The sequence below is a fragment of the Pseudarthrobacter sp. LT1 genome (assembly GCF_035621795.1).
In the GTDB taxonomy this organism is placed as follows: Bacteria; Actinomycetota; Actinomycetes; order Actinomycetales; family Micrococcaceae; genus Arthrobacter.
On the sequence record NZ_CP141830.1, the window covers coordinates 905811 to 921517 of the forward strand.

Sequence of the window (15707 nt, forward strand, 5' to 3'; positions counted from 1 at the left end):
AGGCAACCCCATGCCAGATGCGCTGTTCACTCCCGGTTCCGAGTCCCGCCATGACCATTGCGTCATCGGGGTGGATTACGGAACCCTTTCAGGCCGTGCCGTGGTGGTGCGTGTCCGCGACGGCAAGGAACTGGGCAGCGCCGTCCATGAGTACCCCCACGCGGTGGTCACCGACGTCCTGCCACGGGACACCGCGGGCGACGACGGCGCCCGGCTTCCCGGGGAATGGGCACTTCAGGTGCCCAACGACTACCGGGACGTCCTGCGGACCGCCGTTCCCGCCGCTGTGGCGGACGCCGGGATCGACCCCGCCGCCGTCGTCGGCATTGCCACGGATTTCACTGCCTGCACCATGGTTCCGGTTAAGGCGGACGGCACGCCCCTCAATGAACTGCCCGGCTTCGCCAACCGCCCGCACGCCTACGTAAAGCTCTGGCGCCACCATGCTGCGCAGGGCCAGGCCGACCGGATCAACCGGCTTGCCGCCGAACGGGGGGAGGACTGGCTTCCCCGTTACGGGGGCCTGATCTCCTCCGAATGGGAATTCGCCAAGGGGCTGCAGCTGCTGGAGGAGGACCCGGAGGCCTACACCGCGATGGACCACTGGGTGGAGGCTGCGGACTGGATCGTCTGGCAGCTCTGCGGCCGGTATGTCCGCAACGCCTGCACTGCCGGCTACAAGGGCATCTACCAGGATGGCCGGTATCCGTCGGAGGATTTCCTGGCCGCCCTGAACCCGGACTTCAAGGACTTTGTCAGCTCCAAGCTGGAGCACACCATCGGCCAGCTGGGGGACGCCGCAGGCACCCTGACGGCGGAGGCAGCCGCCTGGACCGGGCTGCCGGAGGGCATCGCGGTGGCCGTGGGAAACGTTGACGCCCATGTCACCGCCCCGGCCGCGAAGGCGGTGGACTCCGGCCAGCTGGTGGCGATCATGGGCACCTCCACCTGCCACGTCATGAACGGCAGTGAGCTGCGCGAGGTACCGGGAATGTGCGGTGCCGTGGATGGTGGCATCGTGCCGGGCCTGTGGGGCTACGAGGCCGGACAGTCAGGCGTGGGGGACATCTTCGGCTGGTTCACCAAGTACGGCGTCCCGCCCGAATACCACCAGGCTGCCGAGGGCGCCGGACTGGGGATCCACGAGTACCTCACCGAACTGGCATCCCGGCAGGCCATCGGAGAGCACGGCCTGATCGCGCTCGACTGGCATTCCGGCAACCGTTCGGTCCTGGTGGACCACGAGCTTTCGGGCATTGTGGTGGGCCAGACCCTGGCCACAAGGCCCGAGGACACCTACCGCGCGCTGCTGGAAGCCACCGCCTTTGGAACCCGCACCATCGTGGACGCCTTCCGCGACGCCGGGGTTCCGGTCAAGGAATTCATCGTGGCCGGCGGCCTGCTCAAGAACAAACTCCTGATGCAGATCTACGCAGACGCCACCGGCCTGCAGCTGTCCACCATCGGCTCGGAACAAGGTCCGGCCCTGGGATCGGCCATCCACGCCGCTGTCGCAGCGGGCGAATACGCGGACATCCGTGAGGCCGCCGCAGCCATGGGCGCCGAGCCCGGGGAGGTCTACACCCCAAATCCCGAAAACGCGGCCGCCTACGAAGAACTGTTCCAGGAATACAAGGCCCTCCACGACTACTTCGGCCGGGGCGGCAACGACGTCATGCACCGGCTCAAGGCCATCCAGCGCAGAGTTGCCCGCACGGGTCCGTCAGGCGCAGGCTCCGTGTCCGAATCACCTGTGGAGGTGTCCGCATGAGCGCCGTAACCGGCGCCGGAACAGGCCTCCTGGAAACCATCGCCCGAGTCCGGGCGGAAGTGTGCGCCCTCCATGCCGAGCTGACACGGTACGGCCTGGTGGTGTGGACCGCGGGCAACGTCTCCGCCCGGGTGCCCGGCACCGACCTCATGGTCATCAAGCCCTCCGGTGTCTCCTACCAGGACCTGACCCCGGAGCAGATGATCGTGACCGACCTGTACGGCACCCCGGTCAGGGGCACCAACCTTGGTGGCGGCGGCACGGTGGACTGGGGCAACCCGCCGCTGTCGCCGTCGTCGGACACCGCCGCGCACGCCTATGTCTACCGGCACATGCCGGAGGTGGGCGGGGTGGTGCATACCCACTCCACCTACGCCACCGCCTGGGCAGCCCGGGGGGAGGCCATCCCCTGCGTGCTGACCATGATGGGGGACGAGTTCGGCGGTTCCATCCCGGTGGGCCCGTTCGCATTGATCGGCGACGACTCGATCGGCCACGGGATCGTGGAGACGCTGAAGAATTCCAAGTCCCCGGCGGTCCTGATGCAGAACCACGGCCCGTTCACCATCGGCAAGGACGCCCGGTCCGCCGTGAAGGCCGCCGTCATGTGCGAGGAAGTGGCCCGCACCGTGCACATTTCCCGGCAACTGGGCGAGCCGCTGCCCATCGACCAGGACCACATCGACTCCCTCTACGCCCGCTACCAGAACGTTTACGGCCAATAACCGGCCCGAAACTCTTCCCAGGAGAATTCATGAGCACCGCAGCAAACACCTCCCTCGACGGATACGAAGTCTGGTTCCTCACCGGCAGCCAGCACCTCTACGGGGAGGAAGTCCTCAAGCAGGTGGCCGCCCAGTCGCAGGAGATCGCCAACCAGCTCAATGCCTCCTCCGCCGTTCCGGTCAAGATTGTGTGGAAGCCGGTCCTGACCGATTCGGATGCCATCCGCCGCACCGCGCTTGAGGCAAATTCGGATGACTCGGTCATCGGCGTGACGGCCTGGATGCACACCTTCAGCCCGGCCAAGATGTGGATCCAGGGCCTGGACCTGCTGCGCAAGCCCCTGCTGCACCTGCATACGCAGGCCAACCGCGACCTGCCGTGGGCGGACATCGACTTCGACTTCATGAACCTGAACCAGGCTGCCCACGGCGACCGCGAGTTCGGCTACATCCAGTCCCGCCTGGGCATCGCCCGGAAGACCGTCGTCGGGCATGTTTCCAACCCCGAGGTTGCCCGCCAAGTGGGCTCCTGGCAGCGCGCCGCGGCCGGCTGGGCCGCCGTCCGGACGCTGAAGCTCACCCGTTTTGGCGACAACATGCGCAACGTCGCCGTGACCGAAGGTGACAAAACCGAGGCCGAGCTGCGGTTCGGCGTCGCGGTGAACACCTGGTCCGTCAACGAGCTCGCGGACGCCGTCCACGGTGCTGCAGAGTCCGACGTCGACGCCCTGGTGGCGGAGTATGAGGACCTTTACGTCGTGGTGCCGGAGCTCCGCGCAGGCGCGGCCCGGCACGAATCGCTGCGCTACGGCGCCCGGATCGAACTGGGCCTGCGCAGCTTCCTGGAAGGCAACGGCTCCGCCGCGTTCACCACGTCCTTCGAGGACCTGGGTGCGCTCCGCCAGCTTCCGGGCCTCGCCGTGCAGCGGCTCATGGCCGCCGGCTACGGGTTCGGCGCCGAGGGCGACTGGAAGACCGCCATCCTGGTCCGGGCCGCCAAGGTCATGGGCGCCGGCCTGCCCGGCGGCGCCTCCCTCATGGAGGACTACACCTACCACCTGGAACCTGGCTCCGAGAAGATCCTGGGCGCCCACATGCTCGAGGTCTGCCCCTCCCTGACCGCCGCCAAGCCCCGGCTGGAAATCCACCCGCTGGGTATCGGCGGCAAGGAAGACCCCGTCCGGTTGGTGTTCGACGCCGACGCCTCGCCGGGCGTCGTCGTCGCCCTGTCCGACATGCGGGACCGTTTCCGTCTGGTGGCCAACGCCGTCGACGTCGTCCCCCTGGACCAGCCACTGCCCAACCTGCCCGTGGCCCGCGCGCTGTGGGAGCCGAAGCCGGACTTCGCCACCTCGGCCGCCGCCTGGCTGACCGCCGGCGCCGCCCACCACACCGTGCTCTCCACCCAGGTGGGCATGGACGTCTTCGAGGACTTCGCCGAAATCGCCAAGACGGAACTGCTCACGATTGACGAAGGAACCACCATCCGCCAGTTCAAAAAGGACCTGAACTGGAACGCCGCCTACTACAAACTGGCCGGCGGGATCTGACCCAGTGGCACGGCTGAGGTGCCGGCCCCGGCGGCTGCCATGGAGCGGAACCCCGTGACAAACGGCAGGCCACCCCGGCTGCCAACGCTCGAGGACGTGGCGGAACTGGCCGGGGTCTCGCACCAGACCGTGTCACGGGTGGTCAACAGCCACCCCAATGTCAGCTCCGGCACCCGCGGCAGGGTGGAAGCGGCGATTGCCGCACTCGGCTACCGCCGCAACACCGCCGCCCGGAGCCTGGTCACCCGGCGCTCGCAGACCATCGGCGTCCTGGGCAGCGAGCTTTCGCAGTACGGCCCCGCCAACACCCTGCTGGGAGTGGAACGTGCTGCACGGGACGCAGGATACTTCGTCAGCGTCGCAGCGCTGCGGGAGGTCAACCGGGACGCGATCCTGGACGCCGTCCGGCACTTCCTGAACCAGTCTGTGGACGGAATAGTAGTGATCGTCCCGCACCTGGAGACGCTGGCCGCCCTGGCGGAACTGCCCATTGGAGTGCCCGTGGTTGCCGTCGGTCCCACCGGGAATGACTCCGTGGGCGGGGTCAAGGTGGACCAGCGCCGCGGCGCAGAACTGGCAGTGGAACACCTCATCGGGCAGGGGCACGTCCGGATCGGACACGTCGCGGGACCGCAGGACTGGATCGACGCCGTAGCCCGCGCCGAGGGCTGGCGGGGAGCGCTGGACTCCGCCGGGCTCGAGGCAGACCTGATCATCGAGGGCGACTGGAGCGCGGGCAGCGGATACGAGATCGGCAGGCGGCTGGCAGCGGGCCGCAGCGCCACTGCGCTCTTTGTTGGCAACGACCAGATGGCCCTTGGAGTCCTGCGCGCATTGAACGAGGCGGGCATCAAGGTGCCCGGGGACGTATCCGTGGTGGGCTTCGACGACCAGCCCGAGGCCGGCTATTTCAGTCCTCCACTGACGGTGGTCCGGCAGGACTTTGAAGAACTGGGCCGTCGGTGCATGGACATGATGCTCACTGCGTTCGATGGCAAGGGCGGCCCCCGGACCCTTGTGGTGGAGCCCGAGCTCGTCCTGCGCAGCAGCACGGCCCCGCCGGTGCGGTAACGCCAGGGCCGCGGAGTTAATCCGGGGGAGACGGCGGCGAAACGTGGCCACAACAATAGCTGCGTAGGTTTCAGGCATGACGCATACCCTGTTCGTCCGGCTCCGCGGCTGGCTGCTGGACACCCTCACTTTCGACTCCGAAACGGACGCCGCCGGCGCCATGGCCAATGCCACCCGGTGGGGCTGGCTGCCGGCCTTGAGCGGGGTGTCCATCGGAGCCTGCCACGCCCGCTCGGAGCACGCAGGAACAACGGCAGAAACCGGCCCAATGTCTGGTTAAGCACACTATTGCGCCGGTAGCGGGATAATGCCCTAAACTGCTTCACTGAGGTGCCTGAAATGGCGCTGCGCAGCAACGAAAGTGAACATGCTATGGCTACCGATTACGATGCTCCACGCAAGCAGGAAGAAGAGTCGCCGGCCGACTCTCTCGAGGCCCTCCAGGCATCACGGAGCGGCAACGCGCAGACCGCGGTTATCGATGTCGACGAGAACGACACCGCCGAAGGTATCGACCTGCCCGGCGCCGACCTGTCCAACGAGGAACTGACCGTCATTGTGGTTCCCGAGCAGTCTGACGAGTTCACCTGCTCGTCGTGCTTCCTGGTCCGCCACCGGTCGCAGGTTGCCCGCGAAAAGGACGGCCTTAAGTACTGCCGCGACTGCGAAGGCTAAATTTCCATCCTGGTTTTCCCTGCGCCGGCCACCTCACCCGAGGTGGCCGGCGCTTCTTTGTCCTGTGTTGACCTGGCCTGGGCTGCTTAGTCCGGTGCCGCCGTCGTTATCAAAATGACCCCTCGTTTCCGCCCGCGAACGCTCCTACGCTGGAAGCATCCACTGGCCCTTATTTCGGGTGGCACAACAATGAAAAAGTTCTTCATCTGGCTGGCAGCCATCCTGCTGGCTGCAGGCATGGCTTTAGTGGTTCCGGGCGCCGCCTCGGCGACCACGTCGTACTGCGGACTCGCGTGGGGTTCGCTGATGAAGTCGGACGGCGCCATGAGCGGCGCGCCCGTAACCAATGTCCGGACCGGGCAGCACTATTGCTTTGACCGGCTGGTGGTTGACCTGGGCGGCACACCGGCGCCCGGCTACACCGTCCGCTACGTCCCCCAGATCATCCAGGACGGCTCTGGGGCAGTGGTGCCAACGCGGGGCGGCGCCCGGCTGCAGGTCGTCGTCAAAGCGCCGGCCTATGACAACAACGGCCAGGCCACCTACACCCCCGCCGACAAGGCTGAGCTTTCCAACGTTTCGGGTTACCAGACCTTCCGCCAGGTGGTCTGGGCCGGAAGCTTCGAGGGCCAGACCACCATCGGGCTGGGTGTCCGTGCCCGGCTCCCGTTCCGGGTGTTCACCCTTGACGGTCCGGGCTCCGGCTCCCGCCTGGTGGTCGACGTGGCGCACTATTGGTGAGCCATCCGTCGTCGTCAACACAAAAGGTGCCGTGCCCCTGGCGGGGCACGGCACCTTTTGTGTTGGAGGTTATTCCGGAACGACCAGTGCGGGGGTGTCCTGCTTGAGGGTTTCACCGCGGAAGAAGCCCGGGTGCGTGCGGGACATGACCAGCATGACCACGGCGCCCAGAGCCAGGATGCCGACGCCCAGGATGAACACCAGGCCCACGCCGAACACCTCGGAGCCGCTGCCAAACTCCGGGGCCAGGCTGTCCACGGCGGTCTGGACAAACACCACGAACAGGCCCACGCCGCCCACCACCGGGCATACCAGCCGCAGCACGAAGTGGCGCACGCTGTTGAACAGGCTGTGGCGGAAGTACCATGTGCAGGCCAGGGCCGTGAGGCCGTAGTAGAAGCAGATCATCAGGCCCAGGGCCAGGATGGTGTCGTTCAGGACGTTCTCGCTGACCACGTGCATCACTGCGTAGAACCCCGCGGACATCACACCGGCGGCGATGGTGGCGAAGCCCGGCGTGGCGAACTTCCTGCTCATGCGGCTGAAGGGCTCCGGCAGTGCGCCGTAGTGGGCCATGGCCAGCAGGCTGCGCGACGGCGACATGAAGGTTGACTGCAGGGACGCGGCGGAGCTGGAGAGCACGGCGAGGGACATCAGGATGGCGAACGGGCCCATGATGGGGGAGGCCAGTGCGGTAAAGATGTTTTCGTGGTTTTCGGCGTTGTTCAGGCCGTTGCCGGTATCGCCGACGCCGGCAAACATCATGGTGGCGATGCTGACCAGGAGGTAGATGGCCAGGACGATGACGGCGGTCAGGGTGCCTGCCACGCCGGCGGTCTTCTTGCCGTTGGCCGTTTCCTCGTTCACGGTGAGGCAGACGTCCCAGCCCCAGTACACGAAGATCGACAGGGAGATGCCGGCGGCAATCTGACCGAACGTCTCGATCCTGGTGACGTCGAACCACTCCCAGCTGAACGGGATGGCCGTTTCCGAGGTGGACCAGTTGGCAAAGGCCATCGCGACGAACAAGCCCAGCACCAGCAACTGGAAGCCCACCAGGCTGTACTGCACCAGCTTGGTGGTGTGCAGGCCGCGGTAGCTGACCCAGACGGCCAGCGCCACGAAGACGAAGCAGGTAATGACGTTCAGGGCTTTGTTGTCCGCCAGGTCCGCCAGTTCGGGGGAGCCGGTGAGCTGTGACAGGAAGAGGTAGAAGAAGTCGACGGCGACGCCGGCCAGGTTGGACAGCACGATGATGTTCGCTGCCAGCAGTCCCCAGCCGCCCATCCAGCCCACCCACGGGCCAAAGGCCTTGGTGACCCAGGTGAAGGTGGTGCCGCTGTCCGGGGAATCGGCGTTGAGTTCCCGGTAGGCGAGCGATACCAGGATCATGGGGATGAACCCGATGAGGAAGATAACGGGCAGCTGAAGGCCGGCTTCATTGACGGTGGGCCCCAGTGCGCTGGTGAGGGTGTAGGCGGGGGCAATGGTTGAAATGCCCAGGACGACGACGGCCAGGAGCCCGAGCTGGCCGCCCTTGAGTCCCTTGGCACTGACGCCGTCCGCGGAAGGCGCGTGGGCGTGCGGACCGGGTTTGGCAGTACTGGTGCGGATTGTCTCTGTCATGGCACCACTTTCTGGAAGGCTGTGAGACGGAGGTCACTATATGAATGGCGTTCATTTAGTATGGGGGCGGCGGGCGTGTGATGCAAGACGCAATATGAATCACATTCGTTTATGACTCGTGTTCGAAATTAGTAAGCTCACTGAGAAATTTCCTTTGGCCCTGCCGCCACGCCGTCCACGGCTGGTAGCGTCTGCCGTACTGGACCAATTGAGGAGGATGCATGAAAGCTTCACCGACACTGACCAACAACCTGCAGGCTGTCCTGGCAGACCTGATCGAGCTCCACGTTCAGGGCAAGCAGGCGCACTGGAACATCGTGGGCACCAACTTCCGCGACCTCCACCTCCAGCTCGATGAGATCGTCGACGCCGCCCGCCAGTTCGCCGACGACACCGCCGAGCGCATGCGTGCCCTGCACGCGCTCCCCGACGGCCGCAGCTCCACCGTGGCCGAGACCACCAGCCTGGCCCAGTTCCCCGACGGACTCATCAGCACCGGGGATGCCATTGAGCGGATCGTCGCCGCCATGGAAGCTGCCGTTGGCACCATGCGTAAGGTCCACGACGAAGTGGATGAGGAAGACCCCACCTCCGCGGACCTCCTGCACGAGTTCATCGCCAGGCTGGAGCAGTTCGCCTGGATGGTACAGGCAGAAAACATGAAGCCCACCGCCAAGGTCACGGCCGCCGACTCCAAGTAGCGGACATCCAGCAGGGCGTCCTGCGCCGGGGTTGCCCCGGCGCAGGACGCCTTCCTTTTACCCCGGACAGCACTGCCGTTGTACTGCTAGGCCGCTTTGGGCACTTTCCGGAGCACGACGGCGGCGAGCACTGCCGCCGCCGCCATCAGTACCAGTCCGATTGCCGCCGTGATGTGCACGCCGGAATCGAACGCCGCGGCCGCGGCATCCCGAACTGCCCCCGCGACTGATTCCGGCAACAGGCCGGCCGCCTCCACCGCGCCGGCCAACGTCTCCCCGGCGTTGTGCAGTGAGGCTCCGGGCAGCATGGCCTCGAGCCCCGCCGGCAGCCGGAGGTTCTGCTGGTAGGACGCGGTCAGGATGGAGCCCAGCACCGCAGTCCCCAGCAGTGAGCCCACCTCGTAGCCCGTCTCGGAAATCGCCGCCGCGGCGCCCGATTTCGCCGGCGGGGCCGAGCCGAGGATGAGGTCGTTCGAGATGGTTTCCGCCGTGCCGACGCCCAGCGCCAGGACCAGCAGCGCTGCCAGCAGCAGGGAAGGCCCGCCGTCATGGTTTCCGAAGGCCACCATGCTGTAGCCGACGGCGCTGAAGGACAGGCCCGCGGCCACTACGTACCCTGGCCGGACTTTCCGGACCAACGGGACTACCACCAGGCCTGCCGCCACGGTGGCTGCCAGGGCCGGGAGCATGGCAATGCCCGCCACGGAGGGCGTCATCCCCTCCAGGAGTTGGAGGTGCTGGGCAAGGAAAAGGATGAACCCGTTGAAGGAAAACAGGGCCAGGATGTTGGCGCTGATGGCCATGCTGAACACCCTGTTCCGGAACAGCGACATGTCCAGCAGTGGATGCTCCAAGCGGTGCTGGCGGCGCACGAACACGATCCCCATGGCCACGCCAAAGGCGATGCTGCCCAGCCCTGCCGTGCCCGGGCCTTCGGTGGCTACTGACTTGATGCCGTAGACCACGGGCACCATGACCAGCATGGAGAGCAGGACGCTTGGGATATCCACCCTGCCCGGCGCGGGATCCCTGGATTCCGGGATGAGGACGGGCCCCAGCGCCAGCAGGGGCAGCATGAGTGGCACGGCCACCAGGAAGACGGCGCCCCACCAGAAGTGCTCCACCAGCCATCCACCGAGGATTGGGCCCAGGGCGGCGCCGCCGGAGAATCCGGCCGCCCAGATGGCCACCGCAAGCCGCCGGCGGTTGGGCTCCGGGAATATGTTACGGATCAGCGACAGGGTGGACGGCATCAGCATGGCGCCGAAGAACCCGAGCGCCGCACGGCCGGCGATCAGCCACTCCGGGGTGGGGGCGAAGGCCGTGGCGGCGGACAGCGCGGCGAAGCCCAGGCTGCCGATGACCAGCAGCCGCCGCCGCCCAATGCGGTCGCCGAGGCTTCCCATTGATACCAGCAGCCCGGCCAGGACCAGGGGGTAGGCGTCCACGATCCACAGCAGCTGCAGGCCGGTTGGTTCCAGGGCGCGTGCGATCGCGGGCAGGGCAAAGGTCAGGGCGGTGTTGTCCACTGCCACCAGCAGCACGGGAAACATCAGCAGCCCCAGTGCAAGCCAATCCCGCCACGGGGGCCGCGCGGCGGTGCTGTCCCTTTGGGTGGGGGCCGGACTGAGGGAAGTCGTCATGCAATAACTGTACCGTCTGGACGGTATAGTTTGAAAACGGACGCATTCCTTCTTCCCTGCCGGTGGAGGGCATGATGGAAGGCATGCCCCGAAAGCCTGTAGCCCGTGATGCGGTCCTTGACGCCTTCGAGTCCCTGCTGATCGAAGTGGGGGAGCGTGCTGCAACCCTCGACGCCGTAGCCCGGAAGGCCGGGGTGTCCAAAGGTGGCCTCCTCTACCACTTTCCCAACAAGGAAGCGCTCATCGCCGTGCTGCTTGACCGCCTGGAGGGGCTGGCCAAGGCGGACGCCGACGCGATGGCTTCGGCCGGCGAAGGTGCCGCCGAGTATTTCATCCGCTCCTCCGTCTGGGCGAATACTCCGCTGGACCGGGTCATCGTGGCTGCCACGCGGCTTGCGGAGGTGGCGCATGAAGAGACGCGCCGCCGGTTCGCCGCCATCCAGCAGCGATGGCTGGACGAGATCGCAGCAGATGTGGGGCCCGGCCTGGCCAAGGCTGTCCTGTATATGGGTGACGGTTTGTACTTCAATGCCATGCTTTCCGTGGGCCCTGCGCCGGAAGGCGGAGCGGCCGCTGATGTGGAGGAACTCCTGGCCGCCTTGGAACGGCTCCGCAGGTAGTTTTCCATTTGCCGGGAGGGCTCGTGGCGTAGGACAATGGAGAGTTGTGAGGGCTGTCACCGGCCGTCATGATCCAACAAATGAATAGCCTTTGATCTGCGGCGGGAGAGTTCTGCCGGAAGTACAGGCAGGCGCCGTAGGAGCAAATCCTCCCCAGGAATCTCGCAGGCCCCTGTACCGCCGCGGCGAGGCACCTCTGGAAAGCAGCAGGCAGTTGTCCGGCCTCCCTTGGGGGAAGCGAAACGGCTGTTGTGCTCACCGACGGTGCAAGCGGGTCCTCCCCAGGCAGGGAACGCGGAAACTCTCAGGTCCAATACAGAGCGGGGAGGGACCCGAATAGCTGTGGCGTACCCTGCGCCGCCTGAATAAATGGAGTTCCTTCGTGTCGGTTACCCCAGCCTCCACCACCTTCGTCGACCGCCACATTGGCGCACGCCGCCAGGACGACGTCGACACCATGCTCAAAGCCGTGGGTTACGGCACGGTCGATTCACTGGTGGACACCGCCGTACCCAAGGTCATCCGCCAGGAAACCGCCCTCCGCCTGCAGGATGCCCTCAGTGAAGTTGAGGTGCTCGCGGAACTACGCAGGCTCGCCGCCAAGAACAAGACCGCCGTACAGATGATCGGCCAGGGCTACTACGACACCATCACGCCCGCCGTCATCCGCCGGAATGTCCTCGAGGCCCCAGCCTGGTACACCGCCTACACCCCGTACCAGCCCGAGATCTCCCAGGGCCGGCTCGAGGCACTCCTGAACTTCCAGACCATGGTCCAGGACCTGGTGGGCCTGCCCATCGCCAACGCCTCCCTCCTCGATGAAGCCACCGCCGTGGCCGAGGCCGTGCTGCTCATGCGCCGCTCCAACAAGACCAAGCCTGCAGCGGACGGCAAGACTGTCCTGGACATCGACGTGCTGCCGCAGACCATCGCCATCGTCAAGGGCCGCGCCGAGGCGCTCGGGTTCGAAGTTGAGGTCGCCGACCTGTCCAAGGGGCTGCCCGACGGCGACATCAACGGCATCGTGCTCCAGCAGCCCGGCGCCTCCGGCCGGGTCTGGGACCAGTCCGCCTCTATTGCGGCGGCGAAGGACCGCGGCGCACTGGTCACCGTGGCCGCTGACCTGCTGGCACTGACTCTGATCACCCCTCCGGGCGAGCAGGGCGCCGACATCGCCGTCGGCTCCACCCAGCGTTTCGGTGTCCCGCTGTTCTTCGGCGGCCCGCACGCCGCATACATGGCTGTCCGCAAGGGCCTGGAGCGTTCACTGCCCGGCCGCCTGGTGGGCGTGTCCAAGGATGACGCAGGGGTGCCCGCGTACCGCCTGGCGCTGCAGACCCGCGAGCAGCACATCCGCCGCGAGAAGGCCACGTCCAACATCTGCACCGCGCAGGCCCTTCTGGCCATCGTCTCCTCCATGTACGCCGTCTTCCACGGCCCCGACGGGCTGAAGGCGATTGCGGAAACGACTCACGGCCACGCCCGGGTGCTGGCGGCCTCGCTGGCAGCTGCCGGTGTGGAGGTGCTCCACACGAGCTTCTTCGACACCCTTACCGTCCGCGTCCCCGGACGCGCTGCCGCGCTTGTCGCCGATGCCGAAGAGCGCGGAATCAACCTGCGTCCCGTCGACTCCGATACCGTGGGCATCTCGCTCGATGAAACCACGACGGCGGCCATCGTCGCCGACGTCGCGGACGTCTTTGGCGCCTCCGTTGCCGCGGCTGAAGGCTTCGGACTGGAGGCCGCCGTCGGACGATCCTCCGACTACCTGCAGCACCCGGTGTTCAACACGCACCGGTCCGAAACCCAGCTCCTGCGCTACATCCGGAAGCTGTCGGACCGGGACCTTGCGCTGGACCGCACCATGATCCCGCTGGGCTCGTGCACCATGAAGCTGAATGCCACCGCAGAGATGGAAGCCATCTCCTGGCCGGAGTTCGCCTCCATCCACCCCTTCGCCCCGGACTCCCAGACCGAAGGCTGGCGTGAACTGATCGCCGACCTGGAGGCGGACCTGACCGCGATCACCGGGTACGACCAGGTGTCCATCCAGCCCAATGCCGGATCCCAGGGCGAGCTCGCAGGCCTGCTGGCCATCCGCGGCTACCACCACTCCCGCGGCGAAGAGCAGCGCAACGTCTGCCTGATCCCCGCCTCCGCCCACGGCACCAATGCCGCCTCCGCCGTTCTGGCCGGCATGAAGGTCGTTGTTGTGGCCACGGCCGCTGACGGCACTATCAACCACGACGACCTGACGGCCAAGATCGAAGCCAACAAGGACGTCCTGTCCTGCATCATGATCACGTACCCGTCCACCCACGGTGTCTATGACGGGGACGTCCGTGAGGTCTGCGACGCCGTGCACGCGGCCGGCGGCCAGGTCTACATCGACGGCGCCAACCTGAACGCCCTGGTGGGCCTGGCCCAGCCCGGCAAGTTCGGCGGCGACGTCTCCCACCTGAACCTCCACAAGACCTTCTGCATCCCCCACGGCGGCGGCGGACCCGGCGTCGGACCCGTGGCAGCCAAAGCCCACCTGGCACCGTTCATGCCCGGCGACGCCAACAAGGCAACGCATGAGGAAGGCCACGGGGTGGCGATCTCAGCTTCCCGCTTCGGTTCGGCCGGCGTCCTGCCGATCTCCTGGGCGTACGTAAAGCTGATGGGCGGGGAAGGGCTCACCGAGGCCACCAAGTCCGCGCTGCTCGCTGCCAATTACGTCGCTGCCCGGCTGAACGAGTACTTCCCGGTGCTCTACACCGGCGAAGGCGGCCTCGTGGCCCACGAATGCATCCTGGACCTGCGCGACCTGACCGCCAAGACAGGCGTCACGGCCGAGGATGTGGCCAAGCGCCTCATCGACTTCGGCTTCCACGCCCCCACCCTGGCATTCCCGGTGGCAGGCACCCTGATGGTGGAGCCCACCGAGTCCGAGGACCTGGCCGAAATGGACCGCTTCATCGAGGCCATGATCACCATCCGCAAGGAAATCGACCAGGTGGCCAACGGCGACTTTGCCGTGGCGGACTCACCCCTGCGCCGCGCACCCCACACGGCAGCCGCCGTCGTCAGCTCCGACTGGGACCGTGCCTACCCGCGCGAGCAGGCCGCGTTCCCTGCCCACCACAAGCAGGACAAGTACTTCCCGCCGGTGGGCCGGATCGACGGCGCCGCCGGAGACCGGAACCTCATCTGCTCCTGCCCGCCGCTCGAAGAGTTCGAAAACTAAAGGACCGGCACCGTGACCGAGAAATACACCGCCCTTTACGACGAACACAAAAAGCTTGGCGCCTCCTTCACCGACTTCGGCGGGTGGCAGATGCCATTGAAGTACACCTCCGAACTGGCTGAACACCACGCCGTGCGCAAAGCCGCCGGTCTGTTCGACCTCTCCCACATGGGCGAAGTCTGGGTCACCGGGCCGCAGGCTGCCGCTTTCCTGGACTACGCCCTGGTGGGCAAGTTGTCCGCCATGGCCGTGGGCAAGGCCAAGTACTCGCTCATCTGCAATGAGGACGGCGGCATCATCGACGACCTCATCACCTACCGCCGTCCCGCTGCTGAAGACGGCACGGACGTCTTCCTGGTGGTGCCCAATGCGGGCAACGCCGCGGTGGTGGCGGCAGCCCTGCAGGAACGGGCCGCTGGGTTTGATGTGCTGGTGGAGGACGCCTCGGCCCGCACATCACTGGTCGCAGTGCAGGGCCCCAAGGCCCAGGAACTCCTGTTGCGCCTGGTCCCGGCCGCACAGCACTCCCTGGTGACGGAGCTGAAGTACTACGCCGCCGTGGAGGTTCCGTTCCTGGTGGGCGGCGCCGGCAAGGAACTCCTGCTCGCACGCACCGGGTATACCGGTGAGGACGGGTTCGAGATCTTCGTGGACAACGCAGACGCCCCGGCACTGTGGCAGGCACTGGCCGCCATCGCCGACGACGGGGAACTGACCCCCGCCGGCCTCGCCTCCCGCGACTCCCTCCGCCTGGAAGCGGGAATGCCGCTGTACGGCAACGAGCTCTCCCTGCAGGGTGACCCGTTCGCTGCAGGCCTGGGCCCCGTCGTCGCGCTCTCCAAGGAAGGCGACTTCGTTGGCAAGGCTGCGCTGGCAGCAAAGAAGGAAGCCGGCGCCGGCAGCACCTCCGGCCGCCGCCTCGTGGGGCTCAAAGGCCAGGGCCGCCGCGCCGGCCGCGCGCACTACCCCGTGCTCAAGGACGGCGCCACGGTCGGTGAAGTCACCTCCGGCCAGCCATCGCCCACCCTCGGCTACCCGATCGCCATGGCCTACGTCGACGTCGAGTACTCGGCACCCGGCACAGCCCTGGACATCGATCTCCGCGGCAAGGCAGAACCCTTCGAAGTCGTCGACCTCCCGTTCTACCGCCGGGCGAAATAACCCTTCGGTGCCTCGCCGTGGTCACCTTCGCCCGTCGGGTCCTTGGTCACCCGCGGGACCGGCAGACCGGACATTTTCACGCGTGCTGCTCCTTCGTCGCTTTGACGCACGCTTTCGAAAAGTCCGGCTCCGCCGGCCCCTTGTGGGCTTGTCGCCGTGGGTGCAGGGGGCAGGGGCATACAGGAAGTGGGTGG

The 15707-nt window shown here is 66.7% G+C and carries 13 protein-coding genes and 1 riboswitch; of the genes, 11 read left to right on the plus strand and 2 right to left on the minus strand.

The features are described from left to right. The first annotated feature begins 10 nt into the window (after positions 1-10). From araB to VIK36_RS04440, 7 genes are all read left to right on the plus strand, one after another. Positions 11-1771 (plus strand): ribulokinase, encoded by a 1761-nt coding sequence (gene araB / locus VIK36_RS04410; RefSeq protein WP_324644222.1) that lies wholly within the window; start codon positions 11-13, stop codon positions 1769-1771. Further along, the gene (locus VIK36_RS04415; RefSeq protein ID WP_255174483.1) at positions 1768-2496 is read left to right on the plus strand and encodes an L-ribulose-5-phosphate 4-epimerase; all 729 of its coding nucleotides are present in this window, start codon (positions 1768-1770) and stop codon (positions 2494-2496) included. Before araB ends, VIK36_RS04415 begins: the two co-directional genes overlap by 4 nt. 29 nt (positions 2497-2525) lie before the next feature. Further along, positions 2526-4046, plus strand: coding sequence for an L-arabinose isomerase (gene araA / locus VIK36_RS04420; protein WP_324644223.1), 1521 nt, complete (start codon positions 2526-2528; stop codon positions 4044-4046). A 39-nt stretch (positions 4047-4085) separates the two neighbouring features. Beyond that, positions 4086-5117 (plus strand): LacI family DNA-binding transcriptional regulator, encoded by a 1032-nt coding sequence (locus tag VIK36_RS04425; protein WP_420716245.1) that lies wholly within the window; start codon positions 4086-4088, stop codon positions 5115-5117. A gap of 76 nt (positions 5118-5193) precedes the next feature. Beyond that, entirely contained in the window at positions 5194-5397 is a 204-nt protein-coding gene (locus tag VIK36_RS04430) for a hypothetical protein (RefSeq protein ID WP_324644225.1), read from the plus strand. A gap of 92 nt (positions 5398-5489) precedes the next feature. Beyond that, positions 5490-5792 (plus strand): DUF4193 domain-containing protein, encoded by a 303-nt coding sequence (locus VIK36_RS04435; RefSeq protein ID WP_018762118.1) that lies wholly within the window; start codon positions 5490-5492, stop codon positions 5790-5792. A 189-nt stretch (positions 5793-5981) separates the two neighbouring features. Beyond that, entirely contained in the window at positions 5982-6533 is a 552-nt protein-coding gene (locus VIK36_RS04440; RefSeq protein ID WP_324644226.1) for an AMIN-like domain-containing (lipo)protein, read from the plus strand. Between the two features lie 69 nt (positions 6534-6602). On the opposite strand, the gene VIK36_RS04445 is transcribed toward VIK36_RS04440, so the two are convergent. Beyond that, positions 6603-8159 carry an APC family permease gene (locus VIK36_RS04445; RefSeq protein WP_324644227.1) on the minus strand — a complete coding sequence of 519 codons (1557 nt, stop codon included), beginning with the start codon at positions 8157-8159 and terminating at the stop codon, positions 6603-6605. Positions 8160-8380: 221 nt separating this feature from the next. Here VIK36_RS04445 and VIK36_RS04450 point away from each other — a divergent pair, with 221 nt between their 5' ends. Continuing rightward, on the plus strand, positions 8381-8860 hold the full coding sequence (locus tag VIK36_RS04450; protein WP_255174490.1) for a Dps family protein: 480 nt from the start codon (positions 8381-8383) through the stop codon (positions 8858-8860). Between the two features lie 86 nt (positions 8861-8946). On the opposite strand, the gene VIK36_RS04455 is transcribed toward VIK36_RS04450, so the two are convergent. Then, positions 8947-10503: an MFS transporter gene (locus tag VIK36_RS04455; RefSeq protein WP_324644229.1), complete on the minus strand. Its 1557-nt coding sequence runs from the start codon at positions 10501-10503 to the stop codon at positions 8947-8949. A gap of 83 nt (positions 10504-10586) precedes the next feature. Here VIK36_RS04455 and VIK36_RS04460 point away from each other — a divergent pair, with 83 nt between their 5' ends. From VIK36_RS04460 to gcvT, 3 genes are all read left to right on the plus strand, one after another. After that, a complete protein-coding gene (locus VIK36_RS04460) occupies positions 10587-11123 on the plus strand; it encodes a TetR/AcrR family transcriptional regulator (protein ID WP_324644230.1) in 537 nt (178 codons plus the stop codon). 92 nt (positions 11124-11215) lie between these two features. Next, a riboswitch (glycine riboswitch) is annotated at positions 11216-11313 on the plus strand. 192 nt (positions 11314-11505) lie between these two features. Then, positions 11506-14352: an aminomethyl-transferring glycine dehydrogenase gene (gcvP, locus tag VIK36_RS04465; protein ID WP_324644231.1), complete on the plus strand. Its 2847-nt coding sequence runs from the start codon at positions 11506-11508 to the stop codon at positions 14350-14352. A 12-nt stretch (positions 14353-14364) separates the two neighbouring features. Further along, complete coding sequence (gcvT, locus tag VIK36_RS04470; protein WP_324644232.1) at positions 14365-15513, plus strand: glycine cleavage system aminomethyltransferase GcvT; 1149 nt, start codon at positions 14365-14367, stop codon at positions 15511-15513. Positions 15514-15707: the final 194 nt, after the last annotated feature.

Coding starts and splice junctions, on each gene's coding strand:
- araB (WP_324644222.1), top strand. CDS start 11: ATGCCAGATGCGCTGTTCACTCCCGGTTCCGAGTCCCGCCATGACCAT.
- VIK36_RS04415 (WP_255174483.1), top strand. CDS start 1,768: ATGAGCGCCGTAACCGGCGCCGGAACAGGCCTCCTGGAAACCATCGCC.
- araA (WP_324644223.1), top strand. CDS start 2,526: ATGAGCACCGCAGCAAACACCTCCCTCGACGGATACGAAGTCTGGTTC.
- VIK36_RS04425 (WP_420716245.1), top strand. CDS start 4,086: ATGGAGCGGAACCCCGTGACAAACGGCAGGCCACCCCGGCTGCCAACG.
- VIK36_RS04430 (WP_324644225.1), top strand. CDS start 5,194: ATGACGCATACCCTGTTCGTCCGGCTCCGCGGCTGGCTGCTGGACACC.
- VIK36_RS04435 (WP_018762118.1), top strand. CDS start 5,490: ATGGCTACCGATTACGATGCTCCACGCAAGCAGGAAGAAGAGTCGCCG.
- VIK36_RS04440 (WP_324644226.1), top strand. CDS start 5,982: ATGAAAAAGTTCTTCATCTGGCTGGCAGCCATCCTGCTGGCTGCAGGC.
- VIK36_RS04445 (WP_324644227.1), bottom strand. CDS start 8,159: ATGACAGAGACAATCCGCACCAGTACTGCCAAACCCGGTCCGCACGCC.
- VIK36_RS04450 (WP_255174490.1), top strand. CDS start 8,381: ATGAAAGCTTCACCGACACTGACCAACAACCTGCAGGCTGTCCTGGCA.
- VIK36_RS04455 (WP_324644229.1), bottom strand. CDS start 10,503: ATGACGACTTCCCTCAGTCCGGCCCCCACCCAAAGGGACAGCACCGCC.
- VIK36_RS04460 (WP_324644230.1), top strand. CDS start 10,587: ATGCCCCGAAAGCCTGTAGCCCGTGATGCGGTCCTTGACGCCTTCGAG.